Origin of the sequence: Acidimangrovimonas sediminis, from assembly GCF_002871005.1 — a bacterium.
GTDB lineage: Bacteria > Pseudomonadota > Alphaproteobacteria > Rhodobacterales > Rhodobacteraceae > Acidimangrovimonas > Acidimangrovimonas sediminis.
Window position 1 is genome coordinate 317,159 of the sequence record NZ_PHSN01000006.1, and the last position, 17,606, is coordinate 334,764.

Here is a 17,606-nt window from a genome sequence, read left to right on the forward strand (position 1 = left end):
CCGTCTTGCCGCCATGATGCCATCCGAGGGGAAGACAGGCAAGAAACGCCCGCGTTTCGTGTGGGAAACGCGGGCGTTCGGGGGCTACATGTGGTTCGGCAGCCAGGTCGCGATGCCCGGGAACAGCGTGACGAGGGCCAGCGCGACCAGCATCAGCAGGAAGAAGGGCAGGGCGGCGCGGGCGACGGTCAGGATGTCGCGCCCGGTCAGCGATTGCAGCACGAACAGGTTGAAGCCCACGGGCGGGGTGATCTGACTCATCTCGACCACGATCACCACGAAGATGCCGAACCACATCGTGTCTATCCCGGCCTTTTCCACCATCGGCATGATCACCGAGGTGGTCAGCACCACGACCGAGATCCCGTCGAGGAAACACCCCATGACGATGAAGAACACCGTCAGTGCCGCAAGCAGCGCGTAGGGCGACAGGTTCAGCCCGCCGATCCATTCCGCCAGCAGCGAGGGGATGCCGGTGAACCCCATGGCGACGGTCAGGAAGGCCGCACCCGCAAGGATAAAGGCGATCATGCACGAGGTCATCGTCGCACTCATGAGGCCTTCGACGAATGTCTGACGATTGAGCGACCCGGACGCCCAGGACAGTATCAGCGCCAGCGCGACACCCACGGCGGCCGCATCGGTGGGAGAGGCAATTCCGGCATAGATAGAGCCGATCACGCCCGCGATCAGCACCACGATCGGGATCAGCCGGCGCGAGCGTTTCAGCTTTTCGCGAAAGCTCAGGTTCTCACCTTCCTCGACCGGCAGGCTGTCGCGGTTGAGCCAGCCCCAGACCATGACGTAGCCCACGAAGAGCGCCACCAGCAAAAGCCCGGGCAGCACCCCCGCGATGAACAGCCGGGCGATGGATTGCTCGGTCGCCGCGCCGTAGACGATCAGGATGATCGACGGCGGGATCAGCAGGCCCAGCGTGGCTGATCCGGCCAGCGTGCCGATCATCATCCGCTCCGGATAGCCGCGCCGCTTCAGTTCGGGGATCGACAGCTTGCCGATGGTGGCCGCGGTGGCAGCGGAAGAGCCTGACACGGCGGCAAAGATGCCCGAGCCGAAGATGTTGACGTGCAGAAGGCGGCCCGGAAGCCGCTCCATCCACGGCGCGAGTCCGGTGAACATGTCTTCCGACAGGCGCGAGCGGAACAGGATCTCGCCCATCCAGATGAACAGCGGCAGCGCCGCCAGCGCCCAGGAGTTGGAATTGCCCCAGATCGTGGTCGCCATGACCGTGCCGATGGGGGAGTCGGTGCCGATGGTCATCGCCGCGAGGCCCACGCCGATCAGCGAGAAGGCAACCCAGAGGCCCAGCCCCAGCATCAGGAACAGAAGCGCCAGCAACAGCGCCGAGAGGGTGAGGATCGACATGGGGCTACTCGCTCAGAAGGCTCTCGTCCTTGCCCTCGAAGCTCGGCGCGCGGCCGGTCAGGATCTGGGCGAGGTCGTCGAGAAGCGCGATGGTGAGGATGACGAGGCCGATGGCCAGCGGTGCCTGCGGGATCCAGATCGGCACCGGCACCATGCCCGAGGACATGTCGCCATAGGACCAGCTGTCGTGGACATAAAGCACCATGTGCCATGACGCGAAGCCGGTCATCAGCGTGGCCACCGCGAGCACCAGCGCCTCGGTCGCCCGGCGCAGGCCCTGCGGCATGAACTGGATCGCCAGGGTCACCCGTATGTGGCCGCCGCCACGCAGCGTGTAGGCCAGCGCGAGAAATGTCGAGGCGGCGAGGAAGTAGCCGGTGAACTCGGCATAGGACGGGATCGTCAGGCCCACGGCCCCCATCCCCAGCCCGGCCATGATCTTGTCGGCGAGGTTCAGGCAGACCTGTGCCAGCACCACCACCACGATCGCCACGATGAAGAAGGCGGCCAACCCTCCGCTGAGCCGATAGAGCGCGTCCAGAGCCTTGCGCATCGCGTTGCTCCCCTGTCCCTGCCAATGGAACGGGCGGCGCCCTCCGGTGCCGCCCGCGTGTGACTTATTGCTGGTAGGCCTTGAGAAGCTCCGCGCCCTCGGCGCCGGCCTTCTGCTTCCACTGGGTCAGCATCTTGGCGCCGATCTCCTTGAGGCCCTTCTCAAGTTCGGGCGTCGGCTTCTCGACGTGGATGCCATGGGCGGCAAGCGCCTTGGTCTGTTCGACCGTTTCCTTCTTCGACATCTCCCAGCCGCGGGTCTGGGCCTTGGCGGCGGCCTCCAGCACGGCTTTCTGCTCGTCCTTCGGCAGGTGGTCGAAGGCGCGCTTGTTCGCGACCACGATGTTCTTCGGCAGCCAGGCCTGGATATCGGTGTAGTAACTCAGGAAGTCCCACGCCTTGGAGTTCACGCCGGTGGAGGGCGAGGTGATCATCGCCTCGACCCGGCCGGTCGAGAACGCCTGCGGGATGTCCGGCACCTCGACCTGCGTCGGCGCCATTCCGGCGGCCTTGGCAAAGCTTTCCAGCGTCGCGTTGTAGGACCGGAACTTGAGGCCCGCGAGATCCTTCACCGAATGGATCGGCTTCTTGGTGTAAAGGCCCTGCGGCGGCCACGGCACCGCGTAAAGCACCATCATCCCCTGCTTTTCCAGCAGCTTTTCGATCACGGGCTTCTGCGCCGTCCAAAGCTTTTCCGCCTGGTCATAGGAGGTGGCGAGGAACGGCAGGGAATCCGCGCCAAAGGCCGGGTTGTCGTTGTTCATGATCGACAGGAAGAACTCGCCGATCTGCACCTGCCCCGAGCGGACCGCGCGCGGGATCTCGGGGTGTTTGAACAGCGACCCGGCGGAGTGGATCTTGATCTCCAGCTTGCCGTCGGTCGCCTTAGCCACGTCCTTGGCGAAATCCATGTCGTTCTGGGTGTGGAAGGTCGCGTCGGGGTAGGGGGTCGGCATCTGCCAGGTCTCGGCCTGCGCCCCCGCGGCGGTGGTCAGCGCGACGGCAAGCGCGCCGCCGAAGTTTGTCCAAAAGCCCATGATTATTCTCCCTGTTGGTTCGAGCTATGACGATACGATGTCGTTACATTGACAATTTGTCAACGTTTTACTAGCGTCCCGAGTCACGATGCGGCGAGGCCCTCTCCGGCTTGGAAGCGGTGGGCGGAACCTGCGGAAATTCGGTAACTTCATGGGACGGGAACGATGGCAGAGGACGCGGGCAAGGGCAAATGGCAGTTCTGGCTGGATCGGGGCGGAACCTTCACCGACATCGTCGCGCGCCGGCCCGACGGGGCGCTGATGACGCACAAGCTCCTGTCCGAGAACCCCGAGCGCTACCGCGATGCCGCGGTGCAGGGGATCCGTGAGATCCTGGGCCTCGGCGCTGCGGACCCGATCCCGGAGGGCGCCATCGAAGCGGTGAAGATGGGCACCACTGTCGCCACCAACGCGCTCCTGGAGCGCAAGGGGGAGCGGGTACTTTTCGTCACCAACACGGGACTTGGTGACTTGCTGCGGATCGGCACGCAAAGCCGCCCGCGCCTCTTCGACCTCGATATCCGCCTGCCCGAGACATTGGCCGAGGAGGTGATCGAGGTTGGCGCCCGCCTCGCCCACGACGGGGCGGAGGTGACGCCGCTCGACGAGGACGCGGTGGCCCGGGCGCTGGCCGGGGCCCATGCCCGGGGCTTTCGCGCCGTGGCCGTGGCGCTGATCCACGGCTACCGCTTCCCGCAGCAGGAGGAACGCATCGGCGCGCTTGCCCGAGCGGCGGGGTTCACGCAGGTCTCCCTCAGCCATGAGGCCAGCCCGTTGATCAAGCTGGTGGCGCGTGGCGACACGACGGTGGTCGATGCCTACCTCTCGCCGATCCTGCGCCGCTACGTGGCGCAGGTGTCGGAGGCCCTGGGGGCCGACGAGGGGGCAGGGCGCCTGATGTTCATGCAGTCGAACGGCGGACTTACCGATGCGTCCCTGTTCCAGGGGAAAGACGCGATCCTGTCGGGGCCGGCGGGGGGTGTCGTGGGCATGGCCCGCACTGCCGAGGAGGCGGGCTTCGACCATGTGATCGGCTTCGACATGGGCGGCACCTCAACTGACGTCTGCCACTACGCCGGTAGCTACGAGCGCAGTTTTGAGACCGAGACTGCGGGGGTGCGCCTGCGCGCGCCGATGATGAACATTCACACCGTGGCGGCGGGCGGCGGGTCCGTCCTGTCGTTCCGCGATGGCCGCCTGCAGGTCGGCCCTGAAAGCGCGGGCGCCAACCCCGGGCCGGCCAGCTATCGCCGCGGCGGCCCCCTGACCGTCACCGACTGCAACGTCGTGCTGGGCAAGATCCAGCCCGACCACTTTCCGGCCGTTTTCGGCAGGAACGGTGACGAAAAGCTAGATATCGCCGCCCCCCGGAAGCTGTTCGAGGAGATGGCCGCGCGTATCGCCGACGAGACCGGCGATGCGCCCATGTCGGCCGAGGCGCTGGCCGAAGGCTTCTTGCGCATCGCGGTCGAGAACATGGCGAACGCGATCAAGAAGATCTCGGTCCAGCGCGGCCATGACGTCACCGGCTATGCGATGAACTGCTTCGGCGGCGCGGGCGGTCAGCATGCCTGCCAGGTGGCCGACGTGCTGGGCATGACCACGATCTTTGTCCACCCGTTCGCGGGGGTGCTCTCGGCCTTCGGCATGGGCCTCGCCGATGTGCGGGCGATCCGGGAACACCAGTTCTCGCGCCCGATCGGCGCGCCAGAGGCTGCCGGCGTGCTGGACCGTCTCGCCCGAGACGCCCGCGATGAGGTCGCGGGGCAGGGCATCGCCGACGGCGCGATCCGCATCCTGAGCACCGCGCATTTGCGGACCTCGGGCGGGCACCAGACCCTGCCGGTGCCCTTCGGTCCGGCAGACGAGATGGCCGAAGCTTTCGCCGCCGCCCATCTGCAACGTTTCGGCTTCGCGCCCGAGGCCGGCGACCTTGTCCTCGACCTGCTGACGGCCGAGGCGGTGGGGGCCACGGGCGAGGCGGTGACCCTGCCCGACGCCCTGCCGTCGGGCACGCCCGCAGCGACCGCGCGGATGCACACCGGCGGCGACTGGCGCGATGTGCCCCTGGTCGACCGCGCCAGCCTTGCCGCCGGCGACACCCTCGCCGGTCCCGCCATCCTGACAGAGCCGACCGGCACCAACGTGATCGAGGACGGCTGGCAAGCGAAGGCCGGGCCGGGCGGCAACCTGATCCTCACCCGCACCGTGCCTCTGGCCCGGAAGGAGGCGCTTGGCACCCGTGCCGATCCGGTGATGCTCGAGGTCTTCAACAACCTCTTCATGTCGATCGCGGAACAGATGGGCGCCACGCTCGCCAATACCGCCTATTCGGTCAACATCAAGGAGCGGCTCGATTTTTCCTGCGCCATCTTCGATGCCGCGGGCGACCTCGTGGCCAATGCCCCGCACGTGCCGGTGCACCTGGGGTCCATGTCGGAAAGCGTGCGCGCCATCCTGCGCCGCAATGCCGGCAGGATTCGCCCCGGCGACGTCTTCATGATGAACAACCCCTTCGACGGCGGCACCCACCTGCCCGACGTGACCGTCGTCACGCCGGTCTTCGACGCTGAGGGCGAGCGCATCCTCTTCACTGTCGCCTCGCGCGGCCACCATGCCGACATCGGCGGAAAGACCCCCGGCTCCGCCCCGCCCGACAGCAGCCACATCGAGGAGGAGGGCGTGCTGATCGACGACTTCCGGCTGGTCGAGGCGGGCCGGCTGCGCGAGGCCGACACCCGGGCGCTGCTGTCCTCGGGCCGCTATCCCTGCCGCAACGTCGATCAGAACATGGCCGACCTCGCCGCCCAGATCGCGGCGAACGCCACGGGGGCGGCAGAGCTGCGCCGCATCACGGCGCAGTTCGGGGTCGACGTGGTGCAGGCCTACATGCGCCATGTGCAGGACAATGCCGAGGAAAGCGTGCGCCGGGTGATCGATGTGCTGAAAGACGGCGCCTTCACCTATCCGCTCGACAGCGGGACGGCGCTGAAGGTGGCGGTGCGCGTCGATCGCGCGGCGCGCCGGGCGGTGGTGGATTTCACCGGGTCGGCCCCGCAGGATGCGCTGAACTACAACGCGCCGCTGGCGATCTGCCGGGCGGTCGTCCTTTATGTCTTCCGCACGCTGGTGGGGGCCGAGATCCCGATGAACGAGGGGTGTCTGAAGCCGATCGAGATCGTGGTGCCAGAGGGCTCGATGCTGAACCCGCGCTGGCCGGCGGCGGTGATCTCGGGCAATACCGAGGTGAGCCAGGCGATCGCCGACACGCTTTACGGCGCGCTTGGCACGGTGGCGGGCAGCCAGGGGACGATGAACAACTTCGTCTATGGCAACGACATCCACCAGAACTACGAGACAATCTGCGGCGGCACCGGCGCGGGTCCGGGCTTCGATGGGGCGAGTGCCGTGCACAGTCACATGACGAACACCCGGATGACCGACCCGGAGGTACTTGAGACGCGCTTTCCCGTGCGGGTGGAGGAGTTCCGGATCCGTCGCGGATCGGGTGGCGAAGGGGCGCATCGCGGCGGCGACGGGATCGTGCGGCGGCTGCGCTTCCTCGAGGCGATGACGGCGACGGTGCTGTCGTCGCACCGCGTCACCCGGGCCTTCGGCGTGGCGGGCGGTTCACCGGGCGCTCCGGGGCGCAACGCGGTGGAGCGTGCGGATGGCCGGGTGGAGCCGCTTTCAGGCAATGACGCCGCCGAAATGGCGGCGGGCGATGTCTTCGTGATGGAGACGCCGGGCGGCGGCGGCTACGGCAGCGCCGCCTGACGTATCGCGAACGGGGCGGCGGTCCGGAACCGGGCCGCCGTCCGGATCAGAAGCCGATCAGGTCGCGGAACACGTGGCGCGGAATGTCCTCGCGCTTCAGGCCCATCTGCGCCAGTTCCTCGTCGGACTTGGCGTTCAGGCGCTCGATCTGGTCGCGGCGCGAACGCGCCGTCATGTACGCGTCGAGCCCGCGGACGAAGCCGCCGAAGACGCTTTTCGCAACTGCGGCAATCTGGGCGCCGATCGGCGCGAGAGCGTTGCCGGAAACGGGGGTGTCGAAAGTCTTGGCCATAGCAAACCTCTGGAATTTGGCGTTTTACATCGCCTCCCTTGGCCCCATAGATGGCATTGCTGCGTTGCAGCGACAACTCCCCGTGAATGAAAAGCCCTCATGTCCCCGGCGCATGGCTTGCGGGCGGGTTTCAGGGGGGCTGTGCATCGGGGCTGTTCGCGGCGGGGTTCGCTGGTAAGACTTGGTACTGACAGGCTTTGGCCCCCGTGACGCGGGCGCAATGGGGCGACCGGGCCGGAGGGGAGGGGGACGCGATGGCACTGGAACTGCGGCACTGGCGGGCCTTCGCCACGGCGGCCGGAACCCTGCATTTCGGGCTGGCGGCAGAGCAGCTGGGGATCAGCCAGTCGGCGCTCAGCCAGCTGATCAAGACGGTCGAGAGCCATCTCGGCGCCGCGCTGTTCGACCGCGCGCGCCAGCGGGTGGAGCTGACCGAGGCCGGACGCAGGCTGCTGCCCGAGGCGCGCGCGGTGCTGGATCAGGCGAGCCGGGCGGAGCAGACCGGCCTTGTGGCGGGCCGCGCCCTCAATCGTGCCTTGCAGGTGGGATATGTCGGATCGGCCGCGATCCATCCGCGGTTCACCGCGCTGATGGCGGCGATCTCCGCCTGCCGGCCGGCGATCTCTCTCCGGCTGGATCAGTGTTCGGTCACCGACCAGACGCATCTGCTGATCGAGCGTCAGATGGACATCGGGTTGCTCAGGGCGCCCGACCCGTCGGTGCCGCCGGAGATCGCTTTTCTCACGCTGGCGCGCGATCACATGGTCGCGGCGCTGCCCGCGGCGCATGAGCTGGCAGCGGGGGAGGCGCCGCTCGACCTTGCGGCGCTGGCCGACAGCCCGTTCATCGAGTTCCGGCGCCAGCAGAGTGGCGGGCTGAACCTGCTGGTGCGCGATGCCTGCGCGGCGGCGGGTTTCACCCCGAGGCAGGGCCAGACGGTGCCGCAGATCGCGACGATGCTGTGCCTCGTGGGGGCCGGTCTGGGTGTGGCGCTGGTGCCGGCCTCGGCGCAACGGCTGGGGGTGGCCGGCGTCGCCTTCCGGTCGCTCGTGCAGCCGGTGCATGCCGACCTGCGCATGATGTATCGCCGCAGCGACACGGCCCCCGCGCTTCGCGATGCCCTGCGGCTGGCGCGCGCCGAGTCATAAGGTCAGCTTATCAAACTCATGCCGATCCGGAATTGGCATTGCCGGGCCGCTGGCCGATCCTGCGCCCCGGCAGGGAGGAGCGCGCCGTCGGGAGGACAGCGCGCGCCCTGACGACCGAACGGGAGGAATTCGAATGCGACATGACTGGACCCGCCGGGCCATTGCGACCTCGGCGCTTGCCGTGCTGGCCACCCTCGGGCTTGGCACGGGCGCACGGGCCGACGCGCCCGCGCTCAAGACCGTGCGGCCGGGGCAGCTGACCATCGCCTACCGCACCGACGACAAGCCGGTGTCGTTCATCAAGGATGGCAAGCCCACCGGTTTCCTGGTCGAACTGAACGACGCGGTGGCCAAGAAGCTTGGGCTGAAGGTCGTCTATGTCGCGACGGATTTCGCCAGCATGGTGCCGGGCGTGCGCAACGGGCGCTACGACACCGCCGCTTTCGACATGCTGGAATCCGAGAAGCGTGCGAAGATCGTCGATTTCACGGTGCCGGTCGGCTACAATCAGGCGCGGCTGGTAACGCTGAAGACGGCCCGGATCGAGAAGGTCGACGGCGCCGACGGCAAGACCGTGGCGATCACCCGCGGCAGCGCGCTGATCCCCAAGCTGGAAAAGATCGCGCCGAAGGTGTCGGTCAGGGAGTTTCCCAACATCGCGGCCAGCCTCAACGCACTGCTCGCCCATCAGGTCGACGGGCTGTTCACGGGCCTGTCGACGGCGAACCGCCTGGTGACGCAGCACGATCAGCTTGCCGCTTCGCAGGTGGTCACGACGGGCAAGGCGGGCTTTCCCGTCGCCAAGGACAACGGCGCGCTCAAGAAGGCCTATGACAAGGCGCTGACCGGGCTGATGACCGACGGCACCTTCACCAGCCTGTGGGAAAAGTGGCATCCGGCGACGGTGCGGATCCCCGACGATCTCTATGCCAACTACCCGGGCATGCCGCACCAGAAACCGGCGCAATAGGGCGGGCGGTATGTTCGACGGTCTGATCAAGATCCAGCAGACGTTCTTCGATCCGCACGAGATCGCGGAGGTGCTGCCGCAGCTCATCCTGACGGGGCTGCCCAACACGATCCTGCTGGCGATCCTCGCCAGCCTGATCGGGCTGGCCTGCGCGCTGGTGGTGGCGGTGGGCCTGTCGGCCCGTGCCCGCTGGCTGCGGGGGGTCTGCCGGGCCTATGTCGACATCCTGCGCGGCCTGCCTCACATCCTGACGATCTACATCATCGGGCAGGGGCTGCCGCTGGCCGGCCTCGCCCTCTTCGGCAACAACACCTACGCCTACGCCGCTTTCGCCATCGGTCTGATCGAGAGCGCCTACATGGCCGAGATTCTCCGCGCCGGCCTGCAAAGCGTCGAGAAAGGCCAGATCGAGGCCGCGCGGTCGCTGGGCATGTCGCCGGCGAAATGCTTTGTCTACATCATCCTGCCGCAGGGCATCCGGCGCGTGCTGCCGCCGCTGACCGGTCAGTTCATCCTTGTCATCAAGGGCACTGCGCTGGTGTTCCTTCTGGGCCTGACCACCAGCCAGCGCGAGATCTTCTCGATCGCGCAGGACGCGGCGATCAACAACGCGAACCTCTCGCCCCTGACGGCCGCCGGCATCTTCTACCTGCTGCTCACGGTTCCCATGACCTATGCGGTCAACGCCTGGGAGCGGCGCATGGGCGTGCAATCGAAAAGGGTCGGCGGAGATGACTGACATGACCGCACAAACCCCCGCCACACAAACCCCCGCCGCGCAAGGCGGTCAGCGCATCCTCTATGACGGGGTCAACCTGTCGTTCGGGGCCCACCACGTGCTGCACGACATCACGCTGGAGATCCCGGGCGGGCAGACCACCTGCATCATCGGGCCCTCGGGCTCGGGCAAGTCGACGCTTCTGCGCTGCACAAACCTGATGGAACGGCCCCAGACCGGGCGGATCCTGATCGGCGGGGACGAGATCACCGCGAAGGGCACCGACATCGACCGCCTTCGTCGCCGGGTCGGAATGGTGTTCCAGCATTTCCACCTGTTCAGCCATCTCGACGTGATGGAGAACGTCACCCTTGCCCTGCGCAAGGTGCTGGGGCTCGGCCGCGAAGAGGCCGAGGCGCGGGCCATGGCGCAGCTCGAGGCCGTGGGCCTCGGCGGGTTCGAGCGGCGCCGCCCTGCGGACCTGTCGGGTGGCCAGCAGCAGCGCGTGGCGATCGCCCGCAGCCTTGCGATGGAGCCGCAGGTGATGCTTTTCGACGAGGCGACATCCGCCCTTGACCCCGAACTGGTGAAGGGTGTGCTGGAGCTGATGACCGGCCTTGCGAAGACCGGCATGACCATGGTCGTGGTGACGCACGAGATGCGCTTTGCCCGGTCCGTCGCGGGGCAGGTCGTGTTCATGGACAAGGGCCGGATCGTCGAGCAGGCGGAGCCCGACCGGATGTTCGATCGTCCCGAAAGCCCGCGCCTGCAACATTTCCTCGATCAGGTGCTGTGAGCGATGACGATGCCTGATGACGCGCCGCGCGCGCCCCTCACCTCAGCCGAGGTGCGCGCCCTGTTCACCCCGCGGGCCCTGCGCGGCACCTGGCTGGAGATCGAGGCGGCGCTGGCCGAGACCCAGGCCGAGCTTGGCCTTATTCCGGCGGAGGCGGCGCAGGCGATCCGCGCCGTGGCCAGCTTCGACGTGATCGACGCCGAGGCGCTGGCGCGTGATATCGCCCGCACCCGGGCGCCCATCGTCTCGCTGGTGCGGGCGCTGGCCGAGGCAGCGGGCGACCCGGCGGGCGGTTACGTCCATTGGGGGGCGACGACGCAGAATGTGATCCAGACCGGCCGGACAATGGCGATGAAGCGCGCGCACGGGGCATTCCTGGCGCGCTTCGACCGTGTGCTGGGACAGCTGGCCGACATGGCCGAGCGCGAGGCGCGGACGCTGACCGTCGCGCGCACCAACCGGCGTCATGCGCTGCCGGTCACCTGGGGCTTCAAGCTGGCCGCCTGGATCGAGGAATGGCTGCGTCACCGGGACCGGCTGTCCGAGGCCGCCCCGCGCGTCTTCTGCGCGCAATGGGGGGGCGCCGTCGGGGCGATGCACGCGGTCGGGCCGCAGGGGGCGGCGCTCAACGCCCGCCTGTCCGCGCGGCTTGGCCTCGGGCACATGCGCGTGCCGTCCCGCGCGGCGCAGGACGGGACAGCGGAATACGTGATGCTGATGGGCCTGTTCGGGGCCACCTGCGCCAAGATCGCGCGTGACCTCTTCACCCTCATGGCCGACGAGATCGACGAGGTGGCCGAGGACGTGGGTGACGAGGTGGTCGGATCCTCGACCATGCCGCACAAGGTGAATTCCAAGATCGCGGTCGAGGCGATCGCGCTGGCGGCGCGGCTGCGTGCACAGGTGACCCTCGCCTTCGACGCCATGCAGCCCAGCCACGAGGGCGACGCGTCGTCGAGCCTGATGGTCGCACCGATGATCGCGGAGGTCTGTCCGCTGGCGGTGGAGCTTGCCGAAACGATGGAAGAGCTGTTCGCCGCCCTCCGACTGGATCCCGACCGCATGCGGCGCAACCTGGACCTGACCGGGGAATATGTGGCGTCGGAGAACCTGATGATGGTGCTGGGCCCGGTGATCGGCCGCACTCGCGCGCATGACATCCTCCACCACGCCATCGCCGATGCAGGCGACGACCGGGCGCTCAGCGACAAGCTGCTTTCGCCCGGTGTCCTGCCGGCGGGGGTGGAGCCTGCGCAGGTCCGCGCCGCGCTCGATCCAGCCGCCTATGTCGGACAGAGCGTCGAGATGGCGCTGGAGATGGCCGACGTCGCGCGGCAGGTGCTGCGGACGCCCTGAGCGCGAGGTGTATCCATGCAAAAGGCCCGCCGGTTGTGGCGGGCCTTCGCATGTTCTGGCGCCTTGGCCTCAGAGCTTTTCGATCAGCTCCGGGACGGCGGTGAAGAGGTCGGCGACCAGGCCGTAATCGGCGACTTGGAAGATCGGCGCCTCTTCGTCCTTGTTGATCGCGACGATGACCTTGGAATCCTTCATCCCGGCGAGGTGCTGGATCGCGCCCGAGATGCCGACGGCCACGTAAAGCTCCGGCGCCACGACCTTGCCGGTCTGCCCGACCTGCCAGTCGTTCGGGGCAAACCCGCTGTCGACCGCGGCGCGCGAGGCGCCAACGGCGGCGCCCAGCTTGTCGGCCAGCTTCTCGATCAGGTTGAAGTCTTCCTCCGACCCGACGCCGCGGCCGCCCGAGACGACGATGCCCGCCGAGGTCAGTTCGGGGCGATCCGAGGCCGCCACCTTGTCTTCGACCCATTCGGACAGGCCGGGGTTCTCGGCCGCGCCGATGGTCTCGACCGTGGCCGAACCGCCTTGGCCCGCCGCGTCGAAGGTCGAGGTGCGGATCGAGACGACCTTCACCTTGTCCGACGATTTCACCGTCTGGATCGCGTTGCCCGCGTAGATCGGGCGCTCGAACGTGTCGGCGTCGACCACGCCCGAGACATCCGAGATCACCATCACGTCCAGAAGCGCCGCCACGCGGGGCAGCACGTTCTTGGCGTCGGTGGTCGCAGGCGCCACGATGTGGCTGTAATCACCAGCAAGCGACACGATCAGCGCGGCGGTGGGTTCGGCCAGACGATGGCCGAGCGAGGCATCCTCGGCGCAGAGCACCTTGGCCACGCCGTCGATCTTGGCGGCCTCGGCGGCGGCATCTGCCGCATGGGCGCCTGCGCAAAGCACCGTCACGTCGCCCAGGGATTTGCAGGCCGAGACGGCCTTGGCGGTGGCATCGACCGACAGCGTGCCGTCGTTGACTTCGCCCAGCAGAAGAACAGCCATCAGATCACCCCCGCTTCGTCTTTCAGTTTCTTGATCAGCTCGTCGACCGACTCGACCTTGATGCCCGCCTTGCGGCCCTCGGGCTCGGTGGTCTTCACCACGGTCAGGCGCGGCGTCACGTCGACACCCAGATCGGCCGCGGTCTTCTCGTCCAGCGGCTTCTTCTTGGCCTTCATGATGTTCGGCAGCGAGGCATAGCGCGGCTCGTTCAGGCGCAAATCGACGGTGACGACGCAAGGCATCTTCACCTTGATCGTCTGCAGGCCGCCATCGACTTCGCGCGTGACCGAGGCGCTGTCGCCCTCGATCTCCAGCTTCGACGCGAAGGTCGCCTGGGACCAGCCCAGAAGCGCCGACAGCATCTGCCCGGTCGCGTTCATGTCGTTGTCGATCGCCTGCTTGCCGGCCAGCACGAGGCCCGGCTGTTCCTCGTCGATCACCGCCTTGAGGATCTTGGCGACCGCCAGCGGCTCGATGTCCTGGTGCACGTCATCGGCGGCGACCACGAGGATCGCGCGGTCGGCGCCCATCGCCAGCGCGGTGCGCAGCGTCTCCTGCGCCTGCTTGACGCCGATCGAGACCACGACGACCTCTTCCGCCGCGCCCTTTTCCTTCAGACGGATCGCCTCTTCCACCGCGATCTCGTCGAAGGGGTTCATCGACATCTTCACGTTGGCCAGATCGACACCCGATCCGTCCGCCTTCACGCGGACCTTCACGTTGTAGTCGATCACCCGCTTCACAGGCACCAGTACCTTCATCGGCCAGTCTCTCCCTTTTGCGGCGCCCGCGGGACGCGGGCCATTCAAGCTCAGTTGGGTAAGTAACGTCTCGCGGGACGGGAAAACAGGGCAAAACCGACAATTGGCCGCGATCCGACGTCGCGTTTTCCGGGCGCGAGATGGGTTTGCGCTAACGCGTGGCGCCGGGAACCCACAGCACGTCGGCCGTGCCGTCGTCATTGGCGATGCGGGCGGCGACGAAGAACCAGTCGGACAGGCGGTTGAGGTATTTCACCGCCTCGGGGTTCACGTCCTCGGCCAGCGAAAGCTCCACCGCCAGCCGTTCGGCCCGGCGGCTGACGGTGCGGCAGAGGTGAAGATGCGCGGCCAGCGGGCTGCCGCCGGGCAGGATGAAACTGCGCAGCGGAGTGAGGCGGGCGTTCATGGCGTCGATCTCGGTCTCCAGCCGGTCGACCTGGCTCGCGACCATGCGCAGCGGCGTGTATTCGGCCTCGTGGTCCTTTTCGCGGTTCGGGCGGCAGAGATCGGCGCCGAGATCGAAAAGCTCGTTCTGGATGCGGGCGAGGCTCGCGTCCATCTCGCCATCCGCGTGCAGACGCGCCATGCCGACGGTGGCGTTGGTCTCGTCCACCGTGCCATAGGCTTCGACCCGGGCCGAGGGCTTGGGCACGCGCGAACCGTCGCCAAGCGCGGTCAGGCCCTTGTCGCCGGTTCTGGTGTAGATCTTGGACAGGACGACCATCAGCTTCCTCCGCGGCGGATCAGGACGAAGACGAGGATCAGCGCCACCGCGACCGCCTGCGCGATGATGCGCCATCGCATGATCCGGTTGGCGTTGCGGCGATTGAAGTCGCCACCGCGGCCAAAGCTTCCGACGCCGAACATCAGGATGCCGAGGACGGCGACCAGCGCGAGGGCGACGACGAGAAACAGCGGATCGTGCAGCATGGTCCTGCCTCCGAGATTTGGCAGCCTTGTAACGTGGTCTCGGCCGAAAGTCCCGGGGGAAAAGCCGGGCGCGTAGCGGGAAGGGGGGCGGGCCGGGGGATGGAAGGCGGAGGGAGGGGGCCTTTCCCTCGCCGCCGCGTTGCGGCAAAGCTGGGCCGACCCGCCACAGGAAAGACCCCCGCCGTGCTCCTCCTCACGATCTGGCCGCTCTTCGGGCTGATCTGCCTTGGCTTCGTGCTGTCACGGAAGGGGTTCCCCGACCCGGGATTCTGGCCCGCGGCCGAACGGTTCAACTATTTCGTGCTGTTTCCCTCGCTGCTGGTGGCAAGCCTCGTGCATGCCCCGGTCCACGATCCCGCGGTCCTGCGGCTGGGCGGGGCGACGGGGGTGACGATCCTCCTCGCCACCGCGCTCCTCAGCCTGGGGCGCCGGCTGCGGCGGGCCCCGGCGGCACGTTATGGGCCGGCGGTGCAGGGGGTGGTGCGGTTCAACACCTATCTCGGGCTTGCGATCACGACGGCGCTTCTCGGCACCCTCGGCGTGTCGCGCGCGGCGATCGTGCTGGCGGTGGCGGTGCCGGTGGTCAACGTGATCTCGATCGTCGCGCTGACCGGGGCGGGGGCCGCGCGGCACCCGCGGGTGCTGATCGTCACCATGCTGCGCAACCCGCTGATCCTGGCCTGCATCCTGGGGATCGCGCTGGCGCTGATCGGAACCGGGCTGCCCTTTGGGATCGAACGGTTCCTGCGGCTGCTGGCGCAGGGGAGCCTGCCTCTGGGCCTTCTGTGCGTGGGGGCGGCGCTGCAACCCGCGGCGTTGGGGCGCGACGTGCTGGCGCTGGGGGGCAACGCGGCGCTCAGGCTTCTGGCGATGCCGGCGCTGGCGGCGGCGGTGGCCTGGGGCTTTCACCTCGACGGGACCGAGGCGCTGGTATTGGTGATCTTTTCGGCCATCCCGACGGCGCCGACGGCCTATGTGCTGACCCGGCAGCTTGGTGGCGACGGGACGTTCATGGCCGGGCTGGTGACGTTGCAGACCGTGGCCGCGCTGGTGACGATCCCGCTGGTTCTGGTGCTCGCCGGGGTACGGTAGGGAGCGCGACGGGGCGGGTTCCCCGAAAGCGTCCGGCGGTCTGCTTCCGCTCAGCCCCGCGATACCACCCAGTCGATGAAGCGCGAGGATCCGACCCGGCGCAACGCGCCCATCAGGTAGGTGGGCGTCGTCACGTAGTAGCGCGGGCGCGGGTTCGGCACCTCGAGCGCACGCGCGAGTTTCGCGGTCACCGCCGCGGCCGGCAGTTCGAACGTGTCGGGCTTGTCCTTCGCCTCATAGAGCCGCTTGAGAAGGCTCTCCTCGTACTGGTCGCGGCGGGCCGAGGCGCGCCAGTCGATCCAGCGTTCGAAATGCGGGATGGAGTTGGCGCGGATGCGCGAGGTGATCGGGCCCGGTTCGACCAGGATCACTTTGATGGGGGTGTCGCGCATCTCCAGCCGCAGGGTATCGGTCAGCCCCTCCAGCGCGAACTTGGTCGCGACATAGGCGCCACGCCACTTGATCGGCACGAGGCCGAGAACGGAGGAACAGTTGACGATACGCCCGTGACCCTGTGCGCGCATCACCGGGATCACCCGGCGGGTCAGGTCGTGAACGCCGAAGAGGTTGGTTTCGAAGATTTCCCGCAGCGCGCCGCGGGGCAGGTCCTCGACCGCGCCGGGGCAGGCGAAGGCGCCGTTGTTGTAGAGCGCGTCGAGCGTGCCACCGGTGCGGGAGAGGCCCTCGGCCAGGGCCGTTTCGATGCTCTCCTCGGAGGCATAGTCCAGCACGAAGCTTTCAAGCCCCTCGTCACGCAGGCGCGCGCAATCCGCCTCGGCCCGGCAGGTGGCAAAGACGCGCCAGCCGCGCGCCTTCAGCCCGTGGGCCGCGTCGTAGCCGATGCCCGACGAACAGCCGGTGATGAGAATGGATTTCCGTGTCATGCCGTCCCGATACCCTGCCCGGGACGGTGATCGCGCGAAACCGGCGGCAGGGCCAGAGGTTTCCGGCCGTTACTCTGCCTTGTCGGTCGATTCGGCGTTCAGAAGGCCGAAATTCTGTGCCCCGATCTCGTCATGCAGCGCGATCTGGGTCTCGAGGAAGTCGACGTGGCCCTCTTCGTCCTGCAGCAGTTCCTCGAACAGGCGCTGCGAAACGTAATCACCGACCTCGTTGCAATATTTGCGGGCCTCGGAATAGACCTTCACCGCCTCCAGCTCTCCGCCCAGGTCGCAGACCATCGTCTCGCGGATGTTCTCGCCGATCTTCAGCGGGTTCAGGGTCTGCAGGTTCGGGTGACCCTCGAGAAAGATGATCCGGCCGATCAGCTTGTCGGCATGGTTCATCTCTTCGATGCTTTCGGCGCGCGATTTCTTCGCCATCTTGCCGTAGCCCCAGTCTTCCTGAAGGCGGTAGTGCAGCCAGTACTGGCTTACCGCGGTCAGCTCCATCTTCAGCGCGGTGTTGAGGTATTCGATAACCTTCTTGTCGCCCTTCATCTCGGGGTCCTTTCGTTAGGATTTGCCCGAGGCAGATTGCGCTCTGAGCGCACGCAATTCAACCGGCACGGCGAGGTTGTCGTTCGACCGCATCTCCTGCACGAAAAGTTTCACGCAACCGCCGCATTCCGCCTGCTTGCCGAGCGCCCGGTAGATCCGGCCCGGCGTGATCACGACACCCGGGTCCGACGCGCGCATCCAGTCGATGGCAGCGTGGATGTCGCGGTCGGTGATGTGCTGGCAGTGGCAGACGATCATCAGGGGCCCCCTTGCATGACGGGGTATATCTGAGCGATTTGATCGGAAAAGTCAATTCCGAGCGTTTCACTTATGTATCTGTCCTATGGACCGGGACGCGG

The 17,606-nt window shown here is 67.4% G+C and carries 18 protein-coding genes; 7 read left to right on the forward strand and 11 right to left on the reverse strand.

The window, feature by feature from the left end; translation table 11 throughout:
• Positions 1-84: 84 nt before the first annotated feature.
• The 3 genes from CVV76_RS07945 to CVV76_RS07955 form a co-directional block, all read right to left on the reverse strand.
• Positions 85-1,383 (reverse strand): TRAP transporter large permease, encoded by a 1,299-nt coding sequence (locus CVV76_RS07945; RefSeq protein ID WP_102224089.1) that lies wholly within the window; start codon positions 1,381-1,383, stop codon positions 85-87.
• Positions 1,384-1,387: 4 nt separating this feature from the next.
• Positions 1,388-1,936, reverse strand: a complete 549-nt coding sequence (locus CVV76_RS07950; RefSeq protein ID WP_102224090.1) for a TRAP transporter small permease — start codon at positions 1,934-1,936, stop codon at positions 1,388-1,390.
• A 64-nt stretch (positions 1,937-2,000) separates the two neighbouring features.
• Complete coding sequence (locus CVV76_RS07955) at positions 2,001-2,972, reverse strand: TRAP transporter substrate-binding protein (RefSeq protein WP_102224091.1); 972 nt, start codon at positions 2,970-2,972, stop codon at positions 2,001-2,003.
• 165 nt (positions 2,973-3,137) lie between these two features.
• Here CVV76_RS07955 and CVV76_RS07960 point away from each other — a divergent pair, with 165 nt between their 5' ends.
• Positions 3,138-6,749 (forward strand): hydantoinase B/oxoprolinase family protein, encoded by a 3,612-nt coding sequence (locus tag CVV76_RS07960; RefSeq protein ID WP_102224092.1) that lies wholly within the window; start codon positions 3,138-3,140, stop codon positions 6,747-6,749.
• A gap of 46 nt (positions 6,750-6,795) precedes the next feature.
• Here the strand turns inward: CVV76_RS07960 and CVV76_RS07965 are convergent, their stop codons facing one another.
• The gene (locus CVV76_RS07965) at positions 6,796-7,041 is read right to left on the reverse strand and encodes a hypothetical protein (RefSeq protein ID WP_233192768.1); all 246 of its coding nucleotides are present in this window, start codon (positions 7,039-7,041) and stop codon (positions 6,796-6,798) included.
• 254 nt (positions 7,042-7,295) lie between these two features.
• Here CVV76_RS07965 and CVV76_RS07970 point away from each other — a divergent pair, with 254 nt between their 5' ends.
• The 5 genes from CVV76_RS07970 to CVV76_RS07990 all read left to right on the forward strand — a co-directional run bounded on the left by CVV76_RS07970 (position 7,296) and on the right by CVV76_RS07990 (position 12,029).
• The gene (locus tag CVV76_RS07970) at positions 7,296-8,189 is read left to right on the forward strand and encodes a LysR family transcriptional regulator (RefSeq protein ID WP_102224093.1); all 894 of its coding nucleotides are present in this window, start codon (positions 7,296-7,298) and stop codon (positions 8,187-8,189) included.
• A 133-nt stretch (positions 8,190-8,322) separates the two neighbouring features.
• A complete protein-coding gene (locus tag CVV76_RS07975) occupies positions 8,323-9,159 on the forward strand; it encodes an ABC transporter substrate-binding protein (protein ID WP_102224094.1) in 837 nt (278 codons plus the stop codon).
• Positions 9,160-9,169: 10 nt separating this feature from the next.
• Positions 9,170-9,898: an amino acid ABC transporter permease gene (locus tag CVV76_RS07980; RefSeq protein ID WP_102224095.1), complete on the forward strand. Its 729-nt coding sequence runs from the start codon at positions 9,170-9,172 to the stop codon at positions 9,896-9,898.
• 1 nt (position 9,899) lies between these two features.
• Positions 9,900-10,673 (forward strand): amino acid ABC transporter ATP-binding protein, encoded by a 774-nt coding sequence (locus CVV76_RS07985; RefSeq protein WP_199178527.1) that lies wholly within the window; start codon positions 9,900-9,902, stop codon positions 10,671-10,673.
• Between the two features lie 3 nt (positions 10,674-10,676).
• Positions 10,677-12,029, forward strand: a complete 1,353-nt coding sequence (locus CVV76_RS07990) for a lyase family protein (protein WP_199178528.1) — start codon at positions 10,677-10,679, stop codon at positions 12,027-12,029.
• A 69-nt stretch (positions 12,030-12,098) separates the two neighbouring features.
• On the opposite strand, the gene CVV76_RS07995 is transcribed toward CVV76_RS07990, so the two are convergent.
• From CVV76_RS07995 to CVV76_RS08010, 4 genes are all read right to left on the reverse strand, one after another.
• On the reverse strand, positions 12,099-13,025 hold the full coding sequence (locus CVV76_RS07995) for an electron transfer flavoprotein subunit alpha/FixB family protein (protein ID WP_102224097.1): 927 nt from the start codon (positions 13,023-13,025) through the stop codon (positions 12,099-12,101).
• Positions 13,025-13,786: an electron transfer flavoprotein subunit beta/FixA family protein gene (locus tag CVV76_RS08000; RefSeq protein ID WP_102224098.1), complete on the reverse strand. Its 762-nt coding sequence runs from the start codon at positions 13,784-13,786 to the stop codon at positions 13,025-13,027. Before CVV76_RS08000 ends, CVV76_RS07995 begins: the two co-directional genes overlap by 1 nt.
• Positions 13,787-13,937: 151 nt before the next feature.
• On the reverse strand, positions 13,938-14,510 hold the full coding sequence (locus tag CVV76_RS08005) for a cob(I)yrinic acid a,c-diamide adenosyltransferase (protein ID WP_102224099.1): 573 nt from the start codon (positions 14,508-14,510) through the stop codon (positions 13,938-13,940).
• A complete protein-coding gene (locus tag CVV76_RS08010) occupies positions 14,510-14,716 on the reverse strand; it encodes a twin transmembrane helix small protein (protein ID WP_102224100.1) in 207 nt (68 codons plus the stop codon). The genes CVV76_RS08005 and CVV76_RS08010 overlap by 1 nt, the downstream gene beginning before the upstream one ends.
• Positions 14,717-14,899: 183 nt before the next feature.
• Here CVV76_RS08010 and CVV76_RS08015 point away from each other — a divergent pair, with 183 nt between their 5' ends.
• Positions 14,900-15,808: an AEC family transporter gene (locus tag CVV76_RS08015; protein ID WP_102224101.1), complete on the forward strand. Its 909-nt coding sequence runs from the start codon at positions 14,900-14,902 to the stop codon at positions 15,806-15,808.
• A gap of 50 nt (positions 15,809-15,858) precedes the next feature.
• Here CVV76_RS08015 and CVV76_RS08020 read toward each other — a convergent pair whose 3' ends face one another.
• The 3 genes from CVV76_RS08020 to CVV76_RS08030 form a co-directional block, all read right to left on the reverse strand.
• The gene (locus tag CVV76_RS08020) at positions 15,859-16,692 is read right to left on the reverse strand and encodes an SDR family NAD(P)-dependent oxidoreductase (protein WP_102224102.1); all 834 of its coding nucleotides are present in this window, start codon (positions 16,690-16,692) and stop codon (positions 15,859-15,861) included.
• Between the two features lie 69 nt (positions 16,693-16,761).
• Positions 16,762-17,247 carry a bacterioferritin gene (gene bfr / locus CVV76_RS08025; protein ID WP_102224103.1) on the reverse strand — a complete coding sequence of 162 codons (486 nt, stop codon included), beginning with the start codon at positions 17,245-17,247 and terminating at the stop codon, positions 16,762-16,764.
• A gap of 15 nt (positions 17,248-17,262) precedes the next feature.
• On the reverse strand, positions 17,263-17,505 hold the full coding sequence (locus CVV76_RS08030) for a (2Fe-2S)-binding protein (protein ID WP_102224104.1): 243 nt from the start codon (positions 17,503-17,505) through the stop codon (positions 17,263-17,265).
• Positions 17,506-17,606 lie beyond the last annotated feature (101 nt).